This window comes from Agarivorans sp. DSG3-1, from assembly GCF_046774965.1.
GTDB lineage: Bacteria > Pseudomonadota > Gammaproteobacteria > Enterobacterales > Celerinatantimonadaceae > Agarivorans.
The window spans coordinates 1,240,319-1,261,944 of sequence record NZ_CP177241.1 but is presented as its reverse complement, the minus strand read 5'-3'; the positions used below and the strand labels follow the sequence as shown (position 1 = coordinate 1,261,944).

23 protein-coding genes are annotated in these 21,626 nt (G+C 40.8%); 10 read left to right on the top strand and 13 right to left on the bottom strand.

Annotation, left to right across the window (positions count from 1 at the left end; translation table 11 throughout):
• Nucleotides 1–70 precede the first annotated feature (70 nt).
• From mnmE to ACLD71_RS05895, 6 genes are all read left to right on the top strand, one after another.
• Nucleotides 71–1,435 (top strand): tRNA uridine-5-carboxymethylaminomethyl(34) synthesis GTPase MnmE, encoded by a 1,365-nt coding sequence (gene mnmE / locus ACLD71_RS05920; protein WP_137673569.1) that lies wholly within the window; start codon nucleotides 71–73, stop codon nucleotides 1,433–1,435.
• Between the two features lie 170 nt (nucleotides 1,436–1,605).
• Nucleotides 1,606–2,775, top strand: coding sequence for a site-specific integrase (locus tag ACLD71_RS05915; protein WP_411993584.1), 1,170 nt, complete (start codon nucleotides 1,606–1,608; stop codon nucleotides 2,773–2,775).
• 68 nt (nucleotides 2,776–2,843) lie between these two features.
• Complete coding sequence (locus ACLD71_RS05910; protein WP_411993582.1) at nucleotides 2,844–3,185, top strand: helix-turn-helix domain-containing protein; 342 nt, start codon at nucleotides 2,844–2,846, stop codon at nucleotides 3,183–3,185.
• 323 nt (nucleotides 3,186–3,508) lie between these two features.
• Nucleotides 3,509–4,015 (top strand): hypothetical protein, encoded by a 507-nt coding sequence (locus tag ACLD71_RS05905; protein ID WP_411993580.1) that lies wholly within the window; start codon nucleotides 3,509–3,511, stop codon nucleotides 4,013–4,015.
• Nucleotides 4,016–4,051: 36 nt separating this feature from the next.
• A complete protein-coding gene (locus tag ACLD71_RS05900; protein ID WP_411993578.1) occupies nucleotides 4,052–5,371 on the top strand; it encodes a hypothetical protein in 1,320 nt (439 codons plus the stop codon).
• Nucleotides 5,368–7,887 carry a hypothetical protein gene (locus ACLD71_RS05895; RefSeq protein WP_411993576.1) on the top strand — a complete coding sequence of 840 codons (2,520 nt, stop codon included), beginning with the start codon at nucleotides 5,368–5,370 and terminating at the stop codon, nucleotides 7,885–7,887. Before ACLD71_RS05900 ends, ACLD71_RS05895 begins: the two co-directional genes overlap by 4 nt.
• 9 nt (nucleotides 7,888–7,896) lie before the next feature.
• On the opposite strand, the gene ACLD71_RS05890 is transcribed toward ACLD71_RS05895, so the two are convergent.
• Nucleotides 7,897–8,127 (bottom strand): hypothetical protein, encoded by a 231-nt coding sequence (locus tag ACLD71_RS05890; RefSeq protein ID WP_411993575.1) that lies wholly within the window; start codon nucleotides 8,125–8,127, stop codon nucleotides 7,897–7,899.
• 407 nt (nucleotides 8,128–8,534) lie between these two features.
• Between ACLD71_RS05890 and ACLD71_RS05885 the strand changes: the two genes are divergently transcribed.
• Nucleotides 8,535–9,416, top strand: a complete 882-nt coding sequence (locus ACLD71_RS05885; RefSeq protein ID WP_411993573.1) for a site-specific integrase — start codon at nucleotides 8,535–8,537, stop codon at nucleotides 9,414–9,416.
• A gap of 2 nt (nucleotides 9,417–9,418) precedes the next feature.
• Nucleotides 9,419–10,459, top strand: a complete 1,041-nt coding sequence (locus ACLD71_RS05880) for a transposase (protein ID WP_411993571.1) — start codon at nucleotides 9,419–9,421, stop codon at nucleotides 10,457–10,459.
• A gap of 280 nt (nucleotides 10,460–10,739) precedes the next feature.
• Here the strand turns inward: ACLD71_RS05880 and ACLD71_RS05875 are convergent, their stop codons facing one another.
• The 5 genes from ACLD71_RS05875 to ACLD71_RS05855 form a co-directional block, all read right to left on the bottom strand.
• Entirely contained in the window at nucleotides 10,740–11,225 is a 486-nt protein-coding gene (locus tag ACLD71_RS05875; RefSeq protein WP_411993569.1) for a hypothetical protein, read from the bottom strand.
• Between the two features lie 310 nt (nucleotides 11,226–11,535).
• Entirely contained in the window at nucleotides 11,536–12,465 is a 930-nt protein-coding gene (locus ACLD71_RS05870; protein WP_411993567.1) for a hypothetical protein, read from the bottom strand.
• Nucleotides 12,466–12,555: 90 nt separating this feature from the next.
• Nucleotides 12,556–13,509: a DUF2971 domain-containing protein gene (locus ACLD71_RS05865; RefSeq protein ID WP_411993565.1), complete on the bottom strand. Its 954-nt coding sequence runs from the start codon at nucleotides 13,507–13,509 to the stop codon at nucleotides 12,556–12,558.
• 11 nt (nucleotides 13,510–13,520) lie between these two features.
• Nucleotides 13,521–14,048 (bottom strand): prepilin-type N-terminal cleavage/methylation domain-containing protein, encoded by a 528-nt coding sequence (locus ACLD71_RS05860; RefSeq protein WP_411993563.1) that lies wholly within the window; start codon nucleotides 14,046–14,048, stop codon nucleotides 13,521–13,523.
• Between the two features lie 213 nt (nucleotides 14,049–14,261).
• Nucleotides 14,262–14,696 carry a TetR family transcriptional regulator gene (locus ACLD71_RS05855; protein WP_411993561.1) on the bottom strand — a complete coding sequence of 145 codons (435 nt, stop codon included), beginning with the start codon at nucleotides 14,694–14,696 and terminating at the stop codon, nucleotides 14,262–14,264.
• Nucleotides 14,697–14,996: 300 nt separating this feature from the next.
• Here ACLD71_RS05855 and ACLD71_RS05850 point away from each other — a divergent pair, with 300 nt between their 5' ends.
• Both ACLD71_RS05850 and ACLD71_RS05845 read left to right on the top strand, forming a co-directional pair.
• Entirely contained in the window at nucleotides 14,997–15,332 is a 336-nt protein-coding gene (locus ACLD71_RS05850; protein ID WP_411993559.1) for a hypothetical protein, read from the top strand.
• 29 nt (nucleotides 15,333–15,361) lie between these two features.
• The gene (locus ACLD71_RS05845) at nucleotides 15,362–15,817 is read left to right on the top strand and encodes a hypothetical protein (RefSeq protein ID WP_411993557.1); all 456 of its coding nucleotides are present in this window, start codon (nucleotides 15,362–15,364) and stop codon (nucleotides 15,815–15,817) included.
• Nucleotides 15,818–15,994: 177 nt separating this feature from the next.
• Here the strand turns inward: ACLD71_RS05845 and ACLD71_RS05840 are convergent, their stop codons facing one another.
• From ACLD71_RS05840 to ACLD71_RS05810, 7 genes are all read right to left on the bottom strand, one after another.
• Entirely contained in the window at nucleotides 15,995–16,846 is an 852-nt protein-coding gene (locus tag ACLD71_RS05840; RefSeq protein WP_411993556.1) for a DUF6602 domain-containing protein, read from the bottom strand.
• A 780-nt stretch (nucleotides 16,847–17,626) separates the two neighbouring features.
• Nucleotides 17,627–18,370: a hypothetical protein gene (locus ACLD71_RS05835; RefSeq protein ID WP_411993554.1), complete on the bottom strand. Its 744-nt coding sequence runs from the start codon at nucleotides 18,368–18,370 to the stop codon at nucleotides 17,627–17,629.
• Between the two features lie 165 nt (nucleotides 18,371–18,535).
• Nucleotides 18,536–18,754, bottom strand: a complete 219-nt coding sequence (locus ACLD71_RS05830) for a hypothetical protein (protein ID WP_411993553.1) — start codon at nucleotides 18,752–18,754, stop codon at nucleotides 18,536–18,538.
• A gap of 505 nt (nucleotides 18,755–19,259) precedes the next feature.
• On the bottom strand, nucleotides 19,260–19,817 hold the full coding sequence (locus ACLD71_RS05825) for a recombinase family protein (RefSeq protein WP_411993552.1): 558 nt from the start codon (nucleotides 19,815–19,817) through the stop codon (nucleotides 19,260–19,262).
• 202 nt (nucleotides 19,818–20,019) lie between these two features.
• Nucleotides 20,020–20,241, bottom strand: a complete 222-nt coding sequence (locus ACLD71_RS05820) for a hypothetical protein (RefSeq protein ID WP_221075433.1) — start codon at nucleotides 20,239–20,241, stop codon at nucleotides 20,020–20,022.
• A 282-nt stretch (nucleotides 20,242–20,523) separates the two neighbouring features.
• Nucleotides 20,524–20,859 carry a hypothetical protein gene (locus ACLD71_RS05815; protein ID WP_137673550.1) on the bottom strand — a complete coding sequence of 112 codons (336 nt, stop codon included), beginning with the start codon at nucleotides 20,857–20,859 and terminating at the stop codon, nucleotides 20,524–20,526.
• Nucleotides 20,860–21,403: 544 nt separating this feature from the next.
• Nucleotides 21,404–21,562, bottom strand: a complete 159-nt coding sequence (locus ACLD71_RS05810) for a hypothetical protein (protein WP_411993550.1) — start codon at nucleotides 21,560–21,562, stop codon at nucleotides 21,404–21,406.
• Nucleotides 21,563–21,626: the final 64 nt, after the last annotated feature.

Below are 21,626 nucleotides of genomic sequence, written 5' to 3'. Positions count from 1 at the left end.
AATGCTAAAATGCCATTCAGTGAAAACTGAGTGGCATTTTTTTTGACGCATAATTTCAGAGAGAGTCAGCATGAATTCAAATGATACGATTGTGGCCCAAGCCACAGCACCTGGTCGTGGCGGCGTAGGTATTATTCGTGTATCCGGTCCCTTATCACAACAAGTGGCAGAAAAATTATTGGGTAAATGCCCTGCTCCTCGTTATGCCGACTACCTAGCGTTTAAAAACCTACAAGGCGATACCTTAGACCAAGGCATAGCTTTGTATTTTAAAGGGCCGAACTCCTTCACCGGCGAAGATGTATTAGAACTACAAGGCCACGGCGGTCCAGTAGTGATTGATATGCTAATCCGAGAAATAAGCCAGATAGACGGATTGCGAATGGCACGCCCAGGTGAGTTTAGTGAGCGTGCTTTTCTCAACGATAAGCTCGATTTAGCCCAAGCAGAAGCCATTGCAGACCTTATTGAAGCTACCAGTGAGCAAGCTGCTAAAAGTGCCTTACAATCGCTACAGGGTGAATTTTCTAACAAGATTCACAGCTTGGTAGAAAACGTTACTCGCTTACGTATTTATGTAGAAGCTGCCATCGATTTCCCAGAAGAAGAAATCGACTTTTTAAGTGACGGTAAAGTTCAAACCGACTTACACGCGATTATCAATGAGCTAAGTACTGTTCAAGCGCAAGCACGCCAAGGTTCGCTATTACGAGAAGGCATGCGTGTGGTTATTGCGGGTAGGCCAAATGCGGGTAAATCAAGCTTACTGAATGCGTTAGCGGGCAAACAAGCCGCCATTGTTACCGACATAGCCGGCACGACTCGTGATGTATTGCGCGAGCATATCCATATTGATGGCATGCCCTTACACATCATCGATACCGCCGGTTTGCGAGAAGATGCCGATGTAGTAGAGCAAATAGGTATAGAGCGCGCCTGGGAAGAAATCAATAATGCTGATCGGGTGTTGTTTATGGTGGATGGCACCACCACTGAAGAATTAGACCCCGTAAAAATTTGGCCTGAATTTGTGGCGAAGCTACCCACCAATATGGGCATGACGGTAGTGCGAAACAAAGCCGATGTTACCGGCGAAAGCTTAGACGTAGTAATGGATCACGGACACCCTGTTTATAAGATTTCAGCTAAAACCGAGCTAGGCTTAGCAGAGCTAAAAGACCACCTAAAACAATGCATGGGTTTTCAAGGCAATATGGAAGGGGGTTTTATGGCGCGTCGTCGCCACCTTAACGCCATCGAACTTGCAGCAGAACATTTAGACAATGGCAAAACCCAACTAGAAGTTTATCAAGCAGGTGAACTGTTGGCCGAAGAACTGCGCTTGGTACAACAACACTTAAGCGAAATTACCGGTGAGTTCAGCTCCGACGATTTACTCAGCCGCATTTTCACCAGTTTCTGTATCGGAAAGTAAAGTGGGCAAATAAGGGAAATTCACGGCAAACAACGACAACTAAGCTACTGATTTTATTAGATCTCACTGTTCGTTAGTTTTCATTGTTTTCCGTTATTTTCTAATTATGGTCCCCAATTGGTCCCCATGACACGATGAAACCGTGATTTGGGGACCAATTGGGGACTAAAATGAAAATTTCTATTGAAAAACGTACACTTAGAGCAAACAAAACAAGAGCTTTACGACTTATTTATGATTACGGTTATATCTCTGACTTAAAGGGTAAAAATCGGCGAAAAAAAACCTATGAAACGCTCGATTTGTTTGTTTATGACCAACCAAAAACATCTCAACAACGCCAGCATAACAAAGAACATCTGCTTCTCGCTGAAATCATCAAGGGCAAACGACTGGTTGAATGGCAATCTCAAAAGCATGGTTTTGAAGATAGAACAAAACGAGAAGCTAGTTTTATCGACTACTTTCAGCAGCAAGTTGATATCAAAGACCAAACCACCTCAAAATCCAATTATTCGATCTGGATATCTGCTCAAAAGCACCTGCTTTTTTATTGTGAAAAACATGATCTTAGCTTTGATGAACTAGATAAAGACTGGTTAGACGGTTTTAAGTATTACCTGACAAATAAAGCAAAAACCAAGAGTGATACATCGTTATCTCGCAATACGCAAAGCGCCTATTTCAATAAAATTCGGGCGGCGATCAACGAAGCACATCGAGAAGGAATCATCCGTGATAATCCTTTACCCCAAGTTAGCAGTATCAAAGCCAAAACAACTCAGCGCGTTTATCTGACATTAGATGAGGTCAATTCTCTAGCTCAAACGGATTGTCGCTACCCGATTCTCAAACGCGCATTTTTGTTTTCTTGTTTAACGGGTATGCGATGGTGCGACATACAAAAAATCACCTGGTCAGAAATTGAATCATTTCAAGGCCATAAGCGAATAATTTTCAACCAAAGTAAGCTGTCTCACGGCGATGCTAAGAGTCTACAGTATCTTGACCTACCCAAATCTGCCGAACAACTACTGGGGAAACCCAAGGCGTTTAATGAGCGTGTTTTTAAAAGTCTACGTTACTCGTCTTACACAAATACTGAATTACTAAGATGGTGTCTAGCGGCTGGTATAAGCAAGCATGTTACCTTTCATTCCGGCCGCCACAGTTTTGCAGTGATTCAACTTTCGCGAGGTATAGACATCTATTCAGTATCTCGGCTGCTTGGCCATAGTGAGCTTAAAACGACCGAAATTTACGCTGACATAATTGAGCAAAAACGCATGGATGCTATGCTCAGTTTTCCAGATATCAAAATAGTTTCAAAAATTAGCTGAAAACCGAAAAATGCGCGGGCGAATTTACCCTTTAGCTATTACTAGAAATAATCCGGTAATAGCTAAAGATGAAAAACAACGATGCTGCACTTATCAAATCGATTTTAGAGCAGATAGCCAAAATACAAGATTCTATTTCTGATATTAAGCGTAGAACCCAGGTGGCAGACTTAATTAATAAGCCAATCTTGGACATTAACGAGTGCGGTGTCCTGCTTTCAATGACATCAGCACAAATATATAAGCTAACATCTAATCAGAAAATCCCTCACTCAAAGATAGGTAAACACCTAAGATTTGACCGTGATGAAATTATTGTGTGGGTAAAAGAAAATCGTATAGCAACTCAACGCGAAATAGAGCAAAGAGCATCGAACCATATGAATAAAAATGTAAAAACACCGCATTAAAATTAGACCGGTGTAAGAAAACACCTGTTGACACCCCCAAAAAACACCCCCTTTTTTGAGGGGTTATCAACACTCAAAAACAAAAAATAACTCATTTAATACAATAACTTAAAAACAAAATACTCAATTCAGTTCCTATTAGAACTGGCTCAGATAAAAACGCATAAGCACCTAAAAACAAAAGAATGTGTTAAACCTCAACTTAAAGCTCAAACCAACAAAAAAAATAGCTCAAATATTCTTTAATTGGAAAAAGTACTTTTTAGCTAAATAAGCCCCAAATTTACCCTAAAGCATTACAGTTAATGTAATGAGATCACGATATGAGACAGCCAAAAGCTTATCCACTAAAAGACATAGCAGAACTACCCAGCATAGAACCGTCTGTAAGTAACCTAGTAAATCAATTCCAGATTCCACCTACACTTTTCAAAACCTATAACGCGACACCAATTCAATTAGAAATAGCAAATGACTGCATTATTTCTGGGCACATAGCCTTAGCCATTGCAAAAAAACAGAACCTCCAAGAGGCAATATGTAACGATCTATCGAGTAAACCAATACCTTTCCTACTCAAACGTAGCTGGCAGATGCTGACGAATGAATCCTTAATATACAGCGGAACAAGCTTACATCTATTGAGTTTTGTCTTAAAACAAAATGCTGAATGGCTCTTAGAGCGAGGATTTATTCAACCGAATGGCAAATTGATAACCGCTACCTTCATCAGTGACTTTTTAGAAATACCAAACTCTACGTTACAAAGCCAAATATCAGCATTCGACAAAAAATTTTTGAGAAACGAGCCAATTTCAAAAAGGAATTAACCTAACTAAGAAGACACAATAAACTCGGAGAAAGAGATGTCTTCTACTATCCATAGAAAAAATCGAGTTGCCAGCGGTAAGGCCACTCGTCAAATATTACCCAAGGATACCATACATAAAGCGATTTCTAGACTATATGGTTCTGCGCACCGACCTTATGAAAGCCTCTTATTAAGCTCAGCATTAACAGGTATTTCAGCAAGATGTTTATTCAACGCCATTACAATGTTGAAGCCAAGTGAAAGCGATGAAAACCAAGTACTAAGCTTCGTAGCTTATATAAGTAATTCCTGTCCATCCATCAATATCAACATCAATCTGCCTTTTGGCAAGCGCAGCGTGCAAATAACACTACCAGAGGCTTTAGCTGAGGGGTGGTTAGCGCTCATTAACCTGAAAGAAGTTTACAGCTCAGCATCATTAACCCGTTTATGCAACCTGCTCGAAAAAGGACTCACTCCGACCCGATTGCAACGACTAATGCTCGAACAAATGAGCCCTATACATCGAGAGCACGTTGATATCCTCACAGTATCGAATAATCGGGCCACCTGGACGTTGTATTACCGAGCAATACTGCTGGGCGATATTCAAATTTACAGTTATACATTCCAACAGCGCCTGCTCCGCGCGAGTGACATTTACCCTACTTGGAAAAAGCCTCAAGAAGCGCAAGGTTTTACAACACCGCCAGTCGATACCCAAATGCTTCATTCAGTATTAGCCAAGTTAAAGGCTGTAATAAGCGTGCCTTTTCAGAGTATGAATGATGAACTCATTTTTCTAAATAGCCTTGCGGCGTTCACATCCCTATCGATAGAAATTGGTCTAGGCTGCAGACCTTCTCAATGTCAAAGGTGGTACCTACCACCACTTATACAAAATAGCGTACAGGTTCAAGACAAAGGGCCTTCCTCAAAGCGCCTACTGCCACTACCAAAACGTTTACAATCCCTTATTGCCTGGTATTACGAAAAACTAGAAGACTGGCTAACTGCACCACCTTACAAAGCCAAGCCAGTTTTTGATTATATTAACGACGTTTATCATGGCCAGCGTCCGGCTTTTTTCTACATTGAGTGCCACTCAAATAGCCCTAGTGTCACTCCGATGACAGCCAATATTAGAAAAGAGTTATTAGGCTCGATTGGCATAACGGAAATAGCATCGATGCCATTAAACGCTGGACGACGTCACTTACAACAGCACTTGAGAAACGAATTTTCTTATCTGCTTGCAGATAGATGGTTTGGTTACGACACGCTAGCAAACGCTTCTCCTGCGGGAGTTTCAGGAAATCTTACAACTATTGCTAACTGGATAGATGAGCAAGATTTTTGGGGGGTGGAGTTATGAAAACTATCATCGATAGCTTTGTGTCATTCATCGAAAATGAAAATAAAAAAGCTTGGGAAGAGGAAGATTGGGCCGATAACATCGCCTGTGCATTGCTATTGCAGCAAGGCGAATTTACCCATCAGCGTTTAGCAGCCATCATCCCTCGCCTCCGACATTTGGTTCGTTATGACTCACAAATCTGGCTAGAGTTAAATACCGCTACTAACAATACATGCAGCGGCAATGTTCGAGACGAAAAAGGCGTGGCTCGATTGGAGTCGCGCTTCTATCCCGTCGGTGTTACAGCAGGCCTCATTTGCAATTACCTATCAAAGCTAAACTCACAGCTGCAATGGGATAAAGATAATAGTTGGCAGCGGATAAGGCGAAAATTGGTACCACTAGGCCTTCCAACAACGACAACAGAAAGGCTTTTTTACAAACAGCTCTGCGAGCATTATACGTTTAACTACTACGGACAATTATCTGCTACTCAAATAGAACAACTGTTTCAGCCGCTGCAGAGCGCCCCACTAACACACACCAACGCCCGGTGGCTGCAACAAAATACCATTTCGATGACTCAGATTGAGGCTCCCACTCAACACCGCTCTGCCGTGTCCGGGAAATTATTATCACAAGCGTCTCCTAAAAAAGGCGATACGCAAGGGCTTGTTGAGCTCACTTTAATCCGCCAACTGCGAGCTGAGCATATTGGTAAACACGACGGTGTAGTCGCAGCATGTGAGTATTTGATAAATAGACAGCACAAAAAGCTCAGCAGCTTTGCTACTGATAGAAGCCACCTCAAAGAGCTTTTACATGATGATTTCATTGATTTCTCATCAACCAACATTGAGGAAAAAGTGAGACGTTTATCCAAACGGCTATCTGAACAAAAGAAAATAAGTAGCGTTCGGACACTGTTTTTATGCAAGCGCGCTATAGAAGACTTTACCGAACAATCGATTGATGGCGTAACAAACCAGCATTTAGGCAATATCATAAATGCTGGATACATCAATCAGATACAATGGACACACCTTTTCGGAGTTCTCACCAAAGCACAGTCTTCGCCAATGGCCGCACTTCAAACGGGTGTATTTATTATCATCATGAATCGACTGGGCCTGCGAACCCAAGAAGCGGTGAATTTACGTATCAAAGATGTCGCCCATCATGATGAACTAGGTATTCAGGTGAGAGCAAGCTTTGACCACTCATTGAAAACGCAACAAGCAACTAGGGAGCTTCCCACAGTTTTAATTCCTGAAGCTGAGCGCTTATGGATAAATGCCCTGATTAATCTTCGTGTCGCGCAATATGGCGCCGACTCACAGCAACCACTCTTCGATATCCCACTGGATAGCGTGATTGATGACGCTGGTGCGCAGTTGCGTGCGCTAACAAGCAATGAACACTGCAGCTGCTACACATTTAGGCACTGTGCATTTTCTCGATTAGCCCTAATTCTATTTGCATCGAATACGCTAATAAAACGCTATGCAGGCATGGTTGCTGAAGAAATAAAAGCAATTCGTTTGGCGCTGACGGGCTCAGAAGATGCAAATGCAACTAACGCACAACAGGTGTTTAATCGGCTCGCAGGCCACACTGACTATCAAGTTGGCCTACACCATTATCGTCATTTTGAGCACGAACAAACGACAGAAAGCCTTGTTAACATCCAACCACTTGTCGATATAGCAAAAATTACCGACTGCAGTTCGATTAGCATAGGAAAAATGATTGGGGCCCATAAACGTACGCACCCTTCAGCAACTCCGCAGGAAATCCAGCATGGTGTGACAAGCCGATTACTCAGCGCATTTACTCTGCATATAAAACAAAGTGGCCGGCCTAAGAAAATAAATAGAATCTCTCGTCCGCCCCAGATAACGCTGACTTTAGCGCTGCTGCATCAAAGCTATAGCACGAAAGCGATTCACAGTTTATGTACGAAGCTTCAAATAGCGCGACTTAAGAGTGCTCATGAGAATTTAACAGCGCTAATGACGAGAAAAGGAAAGCCTCTCTTTACACTTAACCACAGCGGCACATTGAGGCCTTTGGCACATAGATATGATAAGGAAATAGCTGCCAGGATTTTTAATCATGTTTGGGCTAACCAAGTCTTTGGAGCACTGAAGCTATTTATTGAAATTAGTTTACCTCACAGTGATGTATTACTCTCTCCCCTGTCTGTTAAGACTATAATGCAAAGACTATCTACTCTGCTCCCCAGAGGCATAAATATTGGGCTTAGGTTTAGTAGGCATAGTGGTGGGCAGCCACTTAAAAATTGGCCGAAGAAATATCAAACACTCGGCTTAGCGTCGGATACAATGCGCGATGAGAATACTCGACTTGGGTGTTCAATATGCATTGTTGAAAATTCTCGCTGTTGTAACCGAGTAAAGGAACACTTGCTATTTTTTGGTTATCTATTTTTGGCAAGTACAAATATCATACCGCTGGAAGTTAACTTTAAAACTAACGAACGGGCAACAAGGTCGAAGCCCGTTAAAGCTTAGTAAGTAATTCTAGTTATGCCTCATAACAGCGGGATGTCTGCTGATCTCGATATCCCGCTTCTCGTTAAGTAATATAACTAATAACTTTAATGTCTCCTCATTAGCATCAAGAGACTGAATATACTTGGCAGGCAACCTGAAAACAGTTAATGGCTCTAACATCGAAGCAGCCGCTGCAGCGACTTCATCTTCACCGTCAATCCAAGCGCTGGTTAAGGTCATTTCTAAATTACTAAACATTCGTATCTCCTAGTTTGAAATGCTTAAGAATTAGACCTTATATGTAATTTCTGACAATTTTTTAAAGTAAGCGACCATGAAGTACCTATAAACAGTTTATGCATAGCCACATACACTCGTAAGCGTAACAATTTGAAATGATGACAATATAGCTAATGAAGGCGTACTGAAATTTTTGCTGTAGCACTCTTCTGGACAAAAGCGTGTTACGTTATTAGCTCAAATATCGGTGGTTCGGATTAGATTCAGTACGGTTAGATCGGAGTTAACGCCGCATTCAGGTGCGCCGTAGGCGTCACCTGGAATGCCTTGTTGAACGAAGCCGCTCTGCGCAGAGTGCATAGCACCAGATATCTCATACTCAATGTTACACGGCCAATCGGTCGTGATTAACCGGAGTATGCAGCATGAACCCTAGCCAACAACATCGTTATAATGCTTTATATAAACAACACCTTACCAATTTAACCTTACAAGGGAAACGCCCCGCTACCATTGATGCGTATTCACGTGCGGTACGTCGTATTTCGGCCCACTTTGACCGCTGCCCTGATACCTTAAGCACCGCTGATTTAAAGGCCTATTTTGCTCAGCTCATCAGTTCTCATTCTTGGAGCACCGTGAAGCTAGACCGCAATGGCTTGCAGTTCTTTTATCGCTACACCCTTGATAAACAATGGCAGTGGCTAAACATTGTAAAGCCCCCTCAAGTGAAACGCTTACCCGATATCTTAAGCCCTGCGCAAGTAGGCTTAGTGATTAGCATGACTCAGCAACCCCGCTATCAAGTCTTCTTCTTGGTGTTGTATTCCATGGGGCTACGTTTGAGCGAGGGATTACAGTTAAGCATTCATGATATTGACAGTCAGGCCATGCACATCCATGTGCGTGATGCCAAAGGCGGTAAAGACCGTTTAGTGCCCATGCCACATCGTACTCTTAAGGCTTTGCGAGTTCATTGGCAAAGCCATCGGCATGCTCGGCTGCTGTTTCCACGCCAAGGCAAGCAGGTAAAAGTGCCTATGGATAAAGGTGGCATACAAAAAGCCTTGAAGCGGGTATTGCGCGATTGCGGTATTCATAAACCCATTAGTCCTCACTCGCTGCGCCATTGTTATGCCACCCATCTGCTTGAACAAGGCTTGGATTTACGCTCCTTACAACACTTACTGGGACACGCCAGTTTAAACACCACTGCGCGTTATACCCAGTTGACCCAAGTGAAGCAATTAGATGCGGCAAGGGCGGTGAATAGACTCACCGATGCTCTTACCTTAATGTGGGCATAACCATGAGCACCTTCATTGATTTACTTCATCAGCATGGGGCTGAGCTTGCGCCTTATTTAAATGCCGATGCTAAACGGGCAATGTATGCCATGCTGCGCTGTAAAACTGAGCAACAAGGTCAGAGCCATTGGCAGTGTGAGCATTGCCCTCATCATGACCAATTGACGCTTTCTTGCGGCCACAGGCATTGCCCACAGTGCCAACATCATTGCACCACGGGCTGGTTAACTCGCCAACAACAAAAACTGCTGCCTGTTGCTTACTTTATGGTGACCTTTACCCTGCCTTATGAATTAAGAGCGTTAGCCCGCGTGCAGCCTAAAGCCTTATACCAAATTATGTTCAAGGTGGCATCAAGCCTGTTAAAGGACTTTGCCAAACGCCAGAACAAGGGCGAATTAGGCTTTACCGCGGTACTGCATACCCATAGCCGCCAGCGTAATCTGCACCCTCATTTACATGTATTGGTGGCCGGCGGGCGCTATCACAGCGCTAAGCAGCAGTGGCATCACACCAACAAGCAGTACTTGTTTAACGCCTTTGCACTGGCCAAGGTATGGCGAGGGAGAATGCTGGATGCGATTAACCACCACAAGGCGTTGTCTCTGCCCAAGGCGATACCCGCTAAGTGGGTGGTAGATTGTCGCAATGTAGGTTTTGGGCTGCCCGCGCTTAAATACCTCTCGCGATACTTGTATCGCGGTGTATTACCCGATAACGACATCATCAGTACCGCTAATGGCCAAGTGAGCTTTAGGTATCAAGATAGCCAAAGCCACACAACCAAAATCCGCACCCTGCCTACCTTGCAATTCTTAAGGCTTATCTTGCAGCATGAATTACCCAAAGGATTACAGCGGGTGAGAGATTATGGTTTTTTACGGGGTAACGCCAAACACGTATTGCGGCGCATTCAGTTACTACTGCGAGTGCCACAACGCCTTAACCTCACCACGCTCCAAACCGACAACAACAGCACAACACGGCCATGCCCTTGCTGCCAACACCCCATGCACTGCACAGGCGTAAGTCGAACGAGCTAGCCGAAAGGCGAACAGTATAAGGATAATGGCAGGGCTTAACATGAGGATGAAAACACACAAAAAATAACAGCTTAGCACCACGTATGACAGGTAAAGGCTTAACACCATTCATCCTGTCTTAGCCAAACTCGCCTTGTAAAAAGTAACAAGGCCTTGGCCCCGCCAACATCAACACCGTTATTTACTATAGAAAGGAGCATCGGGCTTGTTCAACACCCGAATAAGGTGTCGGCTGCGCGACACCTATTCTTATTTGTTAGGCATATTTACATTTAGCTATTTATTTCTTGCACCAATGATCGAACCCACCTTTACTCTCCCAAAAAGCACTATCCCCTTCATCAAAGTACGAACTGTATCCACGTAAAGGGTCTTTACGATATTCTTCTTCTTCGACTTCCTTCATTAACCTCTTTGAAGCTAATATATAAATGTATTCAAGCTTTAAATTAGAATTGAGGCATGGTTTTATTTCCGCCAAGTCAAAACCAATAGCAATTAATAGATCGATTATATTTCGCTCTTTGGGTTCAACTTTAAGTTTATGAAGACGGATTGTGACTTGTGCTTCGGTCATTAGGGCAATATCAAGTATCTCGCTTCCACTTAACCAATTGTCTTTTTCGGGCTCCGCTGCTGTAGAACTCAAATCAGTATTTTCGTCTCCACCCAACCAACTTAAATCTGAATCTGAATAATTCGTAGTATTTATTAGTAGTGAGCTAAATTTTTTCACCACAGGCGAAGCTGTGAGTTCATTTTGCACAAGATTCACCTTACGACGCTTCTTGACTATTATTACTGGCTTTTTGTTCAAAAGAATTACCTAGAGCTAATGTGATGTCATTTGTTCTACATACTAGTGACATAAAATTAAATAATAAAGAACTCTGATTGTTAAAAAATTTAGAGTCATAAAACAACTAGTTGAGTTTACTTATGCCTAACGCCCAATTAAGGTGCGACAATGCTAGAACACCAAACTCAACCACTGCGCCGTAAACACAAGATTCAAATCTGAGTGAAATCGCCACGCGTTGGGAGTCACTCTTAAATTGTTTGTTATGGCGCGCTTACTAGAAAATAAATCTTATTATTGATGAGGCGATTGAGTTTTCAGGGAATAAACAAATTAATATTGAGGTAAAACAAACAACTGAAGGAATAATCAATTCAAAAAGTAAAATTTCAAAATGCTTGAATTTCGTTGAGTTTAAAAGACTTTTTTGATTTATTTTAAGGACTGCATTGTAGTTGGATTTTGGAAATTCTTGATTGAAATCCTTTGTTTTCTCTTTAAATTCGTTCAACTCAGATAAACTTGCATCTACACTATTAACGAGAGCACAAAATTGATCTCTTGCATTATGAACCCGGCTCACAATGTGCGGTAAGTCGGCACAATTAAAACTATATAAGTCATTTATTTGCTCAATTGTGACTTTATCTATATTACTCTGACTTTGAAGTAAATTAGTTAATTTCAACTGATCCGCGGCTGTATTTTCACTAACTTTACATGCGGATTCTATGGGAGACAGCAAAACCTCCTGATTGGAAATAGTTTGATCTAATTTCCTTATTACGTCATCAAAGCAATCTTTTAAAGCAATTTTTTCAGCCGCTTTATTTTTGAATTCGACTAACTCTCTTTCTAGAGATGCTATGTCCTCATCTTCTTTAAATTCATCAACTTTCCAGTTTTTGTTAAAAACTGCAAATGCAATTTTCACCGACAATAAAAGCCTTATCAGCAAGTAAGACTGAAATAAAGCCAACATCATTAACAGATCTTTATAACCAATTGTAATCTCGTTAACCGAGCTAGTTGCAGAAGAAAACAATGCTTTGGGAGCGCTTACTGTTAATTGATGAAAATACGAAAAAAGAATTATAGATGCAAAAATAAAAATTGATTTCCTAATTTTACTTGGTTCAGAGTCATCTAAAAGTGTTGTTAACATCCTAATACCCCATAATTTAATGATGTTTGGAAAAAGAGCCATAACGCCGCATTAAGCGGACAAAAATAGTGGGTTAAAATGTGTAGCGAAGCGAAACGTAACCCACTGTTTTTGTTCCGTTTAAATGCCTTGTTATATTTGCGTAAACTCAAGACTGTAGTAATCGTTATTTCTAACAGCTTTCCAAATATCTAAGTATCCGACTGAACTTGCAAATGCACCTTGAACAGTTGCTTTATTAAATGAACTGTTTAAACCAAGTAAGCAATTGTTAATACAACTTGGATTTAATTTCATTAAATAGATGCTTTTAGGATTATGACTTAATTTAGCTAATTGCATTGCGACTGAAACACGTATGACATCATCATCTATCTCGTACAAATTTATTATGCAACTACTGTCAACTGAGTTTATGGATGAGTAACTAGATGAAATAATTCTTTCTCTTATTGCGTCATTTTCAATATGTTGAACGTTTTCGATTACTACCCTATCAGCTTGCTCAAGCCTCAGAACAACTCTATGTTCTTGCTCATATATCCATTCATCGCTTTTTTGCATAAATACTTCATATAAGATTCGATCTGCGCCTTCAGCATCTATATTCGAGTAGTCATAATCAAATTTATCATTTCTATAACGAAGTCCCTTTCTATAGGATACTGGTTTAGGTATGCCATCAAACGGGCTGTAATTTTCGCCCCATGAAGTATTTATAAGAGTGTCCGCCCTGAATAGTTTTTGAAAAATAGAATCCATTCTGGAGAAGTGAGAAATTCCAGCAACAACACCTTTATGCTCGTTAGCATAATGAGCCCACATCAATAAGTTCTCTTTATTTTCAGAAAGACTAATAACACCAATATTGTGCTTTCTCATTTCGATATACTGTGAAAATGTAATATCCCCAAACTCAGGATCTTGCGCCATTGAATAATCAAAATGTGAACTTAGCTCATCTAGACTTTCACTGCAAAATGATGCCTCGAACGGATCATTTAGAGCAACTGGTTGAGATAAACGAATAAACCCTTCATCAAACAAATTTCTTGGTTCAGGTAAATATTTAAAAAGTTGCTTCAAAGCGACTCCCATTACTCACACGGTATAATATCAATCTTGTAGGGCTTATTATCTTCAGGTGGATTATATTTAAGGTAGCAATTTACAAAAGGTGCTTTTGCATCACGAAAGGCGATTATTGCCGATGTACTTGGCCATATGTAAAAATCTGATTCAGGTTCAACTCTGCTATTTCCAACGCCATCAACTAGTGTAATCAACGTATTGGTATTGTTAGCCGGATATCCATTTATAAACATACAAAATTGACACCAATCGTCTATCGCCGGATTCAATGGCAGTACATATCCTTTCTCTAAACCCGCAATCGCTAATTTTCCGTATGCCATTGCAAATGAACCTTCCATTGCACTTTTAACTCCCTCAAGTGCAGCATTTTTTGCATCACCTTGAAGGGTAATAAAACGCGGTGCGGCGGTAACAGCTAGAATTCCAAGTATCACTATTACAACGACTAATTCTATTATTGTAAAACCTTTACTCTTCATTCCTATGCCTTTGATAATATTCAAGATAAACACGCCATCAAACCAAGGCATACCATACTAATTAAGACTTTAAGCCTCAGACCAAACTACTGCAGAATATCGCCAGAGTCTCTTCACGAAGCTACAGTTAACAAGCGCACCTTAAAGTGCATCGCACCTTAAGATGGTGATTTTACGTTCGCTAACTAATTTTAGTCAAGTAGATTTAGTAGAAGAAATCTTAAATTGAAGAATAAGGAGTGGATGAACGCCCTATGATTTGAACTACGACAGAGTGTAGGTCGCGTACCCGATACACTTTAATACGCTGTCTTCAACCTCTTGCCTAGGGCCATGTAACTTATTTATCAATCCATCAATCCCCTTACGAGGTGGGATAATAGGCCCGCACGCTTTAACTGCTGCTTTAAATTCATGGTCACACCTTAACGCCGTCTTCCACGAATCATAAAAAGCATCTGTTGAACTAAAATCCAGTGGTGCGGTCAGCATTTTTGAAAATATAGGTTCAAGAACGTTGACTAAATCTTCTTTTTTTTTGAAGTGACAATTAATCCCAGAGCGAGTAATCCCGACAGCCTTAGCAAGTACACCTAATGTAACGTGTTCAAACCCTTTATCTATGGTGATGTGATAAGCGGCATCGATTATTTTTTGACGGGTAACTGCCGCTTCAGCTTGAGTAGACTTGGCCATCATTAGACACTAATAAAAAAAGGACGTTTATGCTACATCAAAGAAACAAAGGGGTGAAGTACTAACGGTTTGGTAACCCAGATTGTGTTCAGGACCCTGCAACCAATAAACCTAAACATGAGCCTATTACAATTAACCGTAAAAAAGGATGACACCCTTTTTTGATTACAATAATATGTGCTGAAATATAACAAGCCTCTAGATGATCGTAGACAGAATATCTAAACCTAAAATCTTTAACCCGTTGATAGAAGCAACATTATGGTTATGGCAAACTGATTCCAATAATTTAGGACTAAACCGGTGAAAATTAGCCCCAAACACCCATTTATCTACATAACACCATTACTACTCGTAACCATTGCACTATGTATCAAGGATGCAACAGCATCTAACGTTGATACGTGTGGTGTGGTATCTCAAATAGTACTTTCTAAGAAAGCTCTTTTCGTTAACCTTGATGGTCACTATCCAAACCATAGACTAACAGCAGTCTCTTTCCGGTTCATGCCTAGTGATGCTAAACGCCTCGATAAATACGTGAACACTCGTGTATGTATCAGTGGCCATGTGTCTTACTACAAAGGCAAACCCAGCATCGCATTAAATAGTTACGACCAAATTCAATATCCTCAATAATTAATCCCTGAACTAGAAGAAAATAAATAGTGAAACAATTACTAACCAGCACAGCACTAATTACATCAATAGCGCTATCCGGTTGTGCGATGACTAAACCTGTGATGACTACCGAAGCAGCCAATGACATAGGTAGAATGCACGCATTAGGAACAAACTGCCTTAATAGCAATAAAATAGATGGAAAAACCGCTGCTGCACTAAGAGATGCAGCTAACTATGCAGTAAGCACTTGGTCTGAACCGAAAGTAGCAACCATCAGCTCTGTGTATGAAGCGCGTAAGAATGACTACGTAACAGAATTACAATGCTCTTACATATATTCGTTTATTAGTCGAATGAACCAACACAAACAACAAGTTGCTTCTCAATCTCAAGCGAATACTCAAGCATGGAAAGATTTAAACGACCAGTTACAGCGCAATAAACCGGTTTATTGCACATCAAACACTACCGGCACACTAACAACTACCAACTGTTACTAATCAGTGAGACTGCAAGCAGCTTTGTTGAAATCAATTTGATGTAGAAACGGCATAAACCAGATAAAACGGTGTCGCTCTGCATTTTGTTATCCGAAGGGGAGAAACTGCTTCTAGCTTGTAACGAGGTTCTGGACAAAAATGAGTTTGCGGGGTCCGCTGCTTTGCCTGATTGCCTGATTATTCATATAATTCGTTCCAACGCGCAGTAGACCAAGACATATAATCCATAACGTGTTCACCAATATCATTAAACCCAAAGTCTCGCGCACCAAGCGTGTAATAGCCTGTTTGCACCATGGAATAATACACATCTGACAACGGTGTGTAGCTTGCACGAATACCAAACACAAAATTACCATTTAGGTACTCATCAGGCACATCATACTTTTCTTTGAACTCGGGCATATCTTCTGCTTGAACTGGTTCAAAACGCAACTCGCAGCCAACGTTCTGGTGCTTTAAATCCGTTTCCGATAATCTAAGAATCGTTAAATCGAAATGAAATTTATCTGGTTCTGAGTGTTTGCAAAACGACTGTTCGACGGTGTCTAGCTTATTCTTAATTCTATATGCTAAAACCATTGCTGTAGGCGGACTAAATGATTCTTGATTTGCAAAGCTATCGACTTCGTTCATTAAGATACGAATTTTTTTCGTATCGCTAGCAATTTTTTTTAAGTCTGTTGAAGTCATATTAGTTTTGACTTCAATTGTTTGTACAACAGAGTGAAGCATTGCCAATACTGAACCATCAATATTTTCTGCTAATAATGGATACCTTGAGTCAAGAACCATTACATCAATTTGTGGAGAAATATTGCCCTTAGGAGTCAAGAAATGACCAGACACTGCTTTGAAGGTTGGAGGTAAATAACGGTTTAGAAAGTCCACCAAAGGTAGTTCGCCATTTCTGCCTATAGTCTGAGAATTTGAAGAAGATGAAAGGGCCCGATCTACCGCTAGTAATATAGACTTTTCTTCCTGTTCAATTACAGGGTTTCTCGTTCCATGTTCGCGCCTATATTTCAAAGTATGAGTCCTTTATCCTTAGAAGAGCTAACGCCAACAGCAAGCGCGCCGCTTTTGGGCGTCACCTTGGCTGTTTTTGTGTACGCCATGGGCATGAACTAGAAAGGTGAAAGTCCTCTGTAGAAAGGTCACCGTTTAATAACTCTTTGATTATTTAACGCTAACTACTAGCGAATGGCAAGGGCATTACCGCGAGAGAATATCTAAAGGAAGACGGACGCAAATCTGCGAGCTGATGAACAAAAACATCATATGGGGCGTAGGCTGGAGGCGAGCTGGCACAAGACAACGAAGCCACGTGATCTAACGGCTACCGTAAATGATGCAGCAGTGCAGAGACAGTGCATGTTCTTATCTGGGGAGATCTGCTTAACACGCGGTCGTTTAACTCACTAGCTTGGCCGCTAGCTCAACAGGACCGGCACTTAAGCCTCATCAACCTAAGTGAGCGAACATGATGAACAACGATAGCGCTTTAGGGGGTAACTTTTAAGGTAATTAAGTAGAAGTCAGCAGAAGCCCAGCGCCCATAGTAATGGTTGGGGCATGGTGAAGGCCTGAACCTGAAAATCAATGAGGATCCTGTGCAGCCCATTGTCTCCGTATCCGACCGGACTTAGGAGCCATGGCGCAAAAACAGACGCCATCATTGGAATGCAAAGGAGCTAATCGGCCGTTGTATTTTAACCATTCTCAGGAAACGCCCTGCGCGGAGCCGCATGCAGGGTGTTGTGGGGGCTGGAAGCTAGATACCTCCGGCGACCCGATTAGCTTACTATTTTAGAAGCTACTCCTTTTTTTGTGTAATTTTTCCTTAGCTTGCTCTTCAATTTCTAACTCTTCAACCCGTTTAGAAACCTTTTGTTGAAATCGCTTTTCTTTGCTTCCTTGACGCTGCTTTTGTGCATAAGCAAAAAATCGACTAAACATTGTTTTTCCATGAAACTTTTTAACAAAAACTAGTACGAACATGCACAAACCTAAAAACCAACCACCATATAGTTTGATATCAGATACAAGTAGTTCACGCTCTAAATTTTGGTACGCTGTATAACATTCATTAATTTCATAACTATGCTGTTCCACTAATTCCGGTAGCTCTGTGAGATCCAGTTGGACTTGTTTTCCTGATTTAATATCTCGAACAACAATCACTTTTTGTTCAAGAATATCTTTAACTTGACCACCACCAATTCTTGAATAGTTGTAACCAAAAACATCTGGAGACTTTACGCCGTCAGCATAGAAAAATTCGACATCATGCCCAGAAAGAGTCAAATAAGGTAGTTTAGGGCTTGAACCATAATAATCGTGCATATCCTTACCTGAGTATCCACAATCAAAACTTAGAGTTATCCAATATTTGTAATCTTTTGGTACTGGTGATTCATATTTTTTAGAGAAACTTAGCTTTCCAAAGAAGCCATATTCAGACCTATACTCCCAGCTCGACTCAGCCATTGAAAATGGCAAATAAAATAAGCTGATGGCAGATATCAACAGCTGACCCAATAATTTTTTCATTGATTGATTTCCTTTATGTATACTTTGCAAGCTAACAGATAATTAAAAGTAGTTTTGAGGGAGCTGTAACACATAATGGGGCAAAAACTTGTTAGCCCTGCACGGTAACTACTTCCTATACAGAAAACAATGGTTCAACTTGGTAAGAGTCGTTGCTATATCAACTCAGTTTATATGATGTGAAGTAATAGTACCCTTACTCAGTAATACCATGTGATTAGCTAATTGCTCCAAATCATCTAAAGAGCCTGTAGAGATAATACTTAACGGCGTGTTGCCGAAATAAGAGCCATTTATATTCACCATCTTCATGAAGCCATAAAAATTCTTACGTTCACTAAAGATAGTTCTGAGGGCTGAATGAATACTCAACACATAACTCATTCTAAGTAGTAGCTTTGACTCGAAGTGAAGGGCATGATGGTTATGACAGTCAGCTATATCGATGTTTAAAATTGCGAAATTTTGTGCTTGATTACACCCCCCATAGATCTAATATTTTAAGAACCGTCATCAATCCACTTTGAGCCATTTCACGAGTGATGTTACTCATAATCTTAACCTCAAATTTTAATCCATAACGGATTAAAAGGGGTTTTCAAATGATTCGCTAACTCTAAGCCTAACAATTACAGCAACGAATATAATACAGAACTAAAAACCCCTTGTTATCTCATCAAATGACTTACCGATATATCGTTAAATAGATTAGTAATGGCTTTAGCAAATAATTCAGCCAAATGAAGGGGTGTCCAGTATTGGAGCCCTAATTGGGATCCCAATTAGGGTATTCCTAGGAAGTAAACCAGAAAGGTAATATATCTATTATCTCCCTCATAAACTTGAACCAATAGACCTAATTAGTAACACTAAAAAATGAATCAATGCTTTATTCATTAGTTTGCTTTAAAGCTCGCTGTACGCTAGATAAGCTAATACTTAGCTCCTTAGCGATCTTTCTGTAGCTTAAACCTGCGAGCCTCAACTCCACTACAGCGTCTTTATTAATTGTACTTTTTCGCCCTTTGTATACACCGCGTTTTTTGGCCAACGCGATGCCCTCTGCTTGCCGCTCTCTAATCATCGCACGTTCAAACTGATAAATAGCGCCTAATAGGGTGAGTAGAAGTTGGTTCATAGGGCTGGAACTATCAGCGGTAAAGACTAAATTTTCCCTGTGGAAATGTAGTGATACCCCTTTAGATAGGAATAGCTCGCCGAGGGAGAGCAAATGCCCAGTATTTCTCGCTAAACGAGAAATGTCGTGAACGTGAACAACGTCCCCAGTTCGAATGTGCGCCAGCAAACTATCTAAACCAGGCCGCTGTTTAACAGAGCCAGAAATATTGTCCTCAAAAACAATATCCAGCTGTAACCCATGCAACTGCCTTAAGGTTGACTGCTCTGCAGTGCTTACTCGTGTATATCCAATATTCTGGCCTAACATACCCTCTCCTGTATTCAATTAACTCTAGAATGAATGAAACGTTTGTATTCAAAACGTTATATCCACCCTATTGAATACGAAAGTAGACATCTGACAAATGTGGTCACTTGGGTATACTCAAAATATAGTGTTAATGCTAAAAATCGGGATGACAGAAGAAAAGTAGACAAATTTGATCAATTGTTCACTGATAATATAGAGCTTAATTTTTATGCCATGGTTTGAACCCTATGCCAATTAAGTAACTTAGACCTGCTGTTATAAAAGCTGGAATACCCAAGGCCATTAAAACCATAACTGGGTATGCCCACCAGAACACATCGTCGTGACGGATATTAACAAACCCGGCCACAAGAAAACCGATTGAGGTTAGGTAGCCAATAGCACTAAGTACATTGATAAGACGTTTAACAAAACTATTCATACTTATCTCTTTCTACTACGAACATCTCTTCAATTTGTTTGATCATCTTGTTGTGAGACTTAACGATACTGTTGTGTATTGTTCCTGTGATGATTAGAAGTATTGCGCATGCGGCTGATACTCCGGAAAATGCGAACCAATCTACATGATGCAGTTTTAGGCCTGCAAATAGGAATACTAAGCTTAAGTAAAGTAGGCTATAGCCTATGTTTAATCTAGTTGAGTTTTTCATAGTGGGGATCTCTTGCTTAAAAAGGTCTCCGTAGAGGCCATGATTAGTTATTATTGGCTAGCTGCTTTGAATGCTTTGCCTGCATCCGAGATTGCTTGGTCTACTTCTTTACATGAACCAGTTACCCTAGCAGAACGTTCTTTTAGCAATGAATCGCTAGCATCTTTATCACCGTTCAGTTCAGCCGATACAATAGGGGCCATCATAGCCATTCCCATAGCCATACCTAAATCGGCCATTGAATCGACTTCACAGTTATTCTTAAGATAAACGTAATTAGCCATATAACTCATTGCCGCTTCCCCTTTCGGTGATAACTTGGTTTCACCACAACCCGTTAGAACAAGAGTTGTTGTAAATGCTGCGAAAGTTAATACATTTTTCATGTGTGCGGTTTCCATTTAGGTTGATTGGCCTCAAACGAGACCGTAGTTATAGAGTTAAATTTGTTATGAATGTTATTACTGGTTCAGCATCAAAACCGCATACAAGCAGCAAGGTTGCCAACAAGTTGTACTTCATTTGTTCCCCGCTATTGGATGCCTAACATCTATAGACTCATATACATAAAAAGGTTGTGGTTACTTGGCACTTCAAGCAATTAGTAGTGTTTAATTATCTGGTGGGTTGATCATTCAGAGCCGCAGTGTCTTTACTACTGGGTTATAGCTAACCAATGCGCCTTGGTTTTCGTCCCTGATTTTTTTCTGTTTTGAATCAGGGGTTGCTTTGGCATCGCTAATACATAGGCCTAGCGTTAATAGAGTTACTATTACGAAGTAAGCTATGACATATTTAGTAATTGCTAACATGTGTTGTTTTCTCTCTGGTTTATTGCCGCCCCCACTATTGAGTGGCTATTACGCTTTACTTAGCGCCATACACTTCAGGTCTTTAATTAGTAGCAACGTTGTAAACAATCGTTTGGGTTTATGTGGGTAAAAAACCTTTGATAATGGTGGTGTGAACGTGGCTAGAAGTAGTGGCAGGGATCAGTTTTGGATTGGCTGAAAATGCTTTAACCGGCATAAATGCTGCTACCAGCAAAATAACGATAATTGTTATTTGAAGTATTCTAAGTGCTTTCATTTTTATGTCGCCCTGGTTATTTGAGGCTAACTATTTAGTTAGATGGTTAGTTAGCCATTCGAAG

Bases quoted from the DNA above. Each gene is read 5' to 3' on its own strand.
- mnmE (WP_137673569.1), top strand. From the start codon at position 71: ATGAATTCAAATGATACGATTGTGGCCCAAGCCACAGCACCTGGTCGT.
- ACLD71_RS05915 (WP_411993584.1), top strand. From the start codon at position 1,606: ATGAAAATTTCTATTGAAAAACGTACACTTAGAGCAAACAAAACAAGA.
- ACLD71_RS05910 (WP_411993582.1), top strand. From the start codon at position 2,844: ATGAAAAACAACGATGCTGCACTTATCAAATCGATTTTAGAGCAGATA.
- ACLD71_RS05905 (WP_411993580.1), top strand. From the start codon at position 3,509: ATGAGACAGCCAAAAGCTTATCCACTAAAAGACATAGCAGAACTACCC.
- ACLD71_RS05900 (WP_411993578.1), top strand. From the start codon at position 4,052: ATGTCTTCTACTATCCATAGAAAAAATCGAGTTGCCAGCGGTAAGGCC.
- ACLD71_RS05895 (WP_411993576.1), top strand. From the start codon at position 5,368: ATGAAAACTATCATCGATAGCTTTGTGTCATTCATCGAAAATGAAAAT.
- ACLD71_RS05890 (WP_411993575.1), bottom strand. From the start codon at position 8,127: ATGTTTAGTAATTTAGAAATGACCTTAACCAGCGCTTGGATTGACGGT.
- ACLD71_RS05885 (WP_411993573.1), top strand. From the start codon at position 8,535: ATGAACCCTAGCCAACAACATCGTTATAATGCTTTATATAAACAACAC.
- ACLD71_RS05880 (WP_411993571.1), top strand. From the start codon at position 9,419: ATGAGCACCTTCATTGATTTACTTCATCAGCATGGGGCTGAGCTTGCG.
- ACLD71_RS05870 (WP_411993567.1), bottom strand. From the start codon at position 12,465: ATGGCTCTTTTTCCAAACATCATTAAATTATGGGGTATTAGGATGTTA.
- ACLD71_RS05860 (WP_411993563.1), bottom strand. From the start codon at position 14,048: ATGCCTTGGTTTGATGGCGTGTTTATCTTGAATATTATCAAAGGCATA.
- ACLD71_RS05855 (WP_411993561.1), bottom strand. From the start codon at position 14,696: ATGATGGCCAAGTCTACTCAAGCTGAAGCGGCAGTTACCCGTCAAAAA.
- ACLD71_RS05835 (WP_411993554.1), bottom strand. From the start codon at position 18,370: ATGAAAAAATTATTGGGTCAGCTGTTGATATCTGCCATCAGCTTATTT.
- ACLD71_RS05830 (WP_411993553.1), bottom strand. From the start codon at position 18,754: ATGAGTTATGTGTTGAGTATTCATTCAGCCCTCAGAACTATCTTTAGT.
- ACLD71_RS05825 (WP_411993552.1), bottom strand. From the start codon at position 19,817: ATGTTAGGCCAGAATATTGGATATACACGAGTAAGCACTGCAGAGCAG.
- ACLD71_RS05820 (WP_221075433.1), bottom strand. From the start codon at position 20,241: ATGAATAGTTTTGTTAAACGTCTTATCAATGTACTTAGTGCTATTGGC.
- ACLD71_RS05815 (WP_137673550.1), bottom strand. From the start codon at position 20,859: ATGAAAAATGTATTAACTTTCGCAGCATTTACAACAACTCTTGTTCTA.
- ACLD71_RS05810 (WP_411993550.1), bottom strand. From the start codon at position 21,562: ATGAAAGCACTTAGAATACTTCAAATAACAATTATCGTTATTTTGCTG.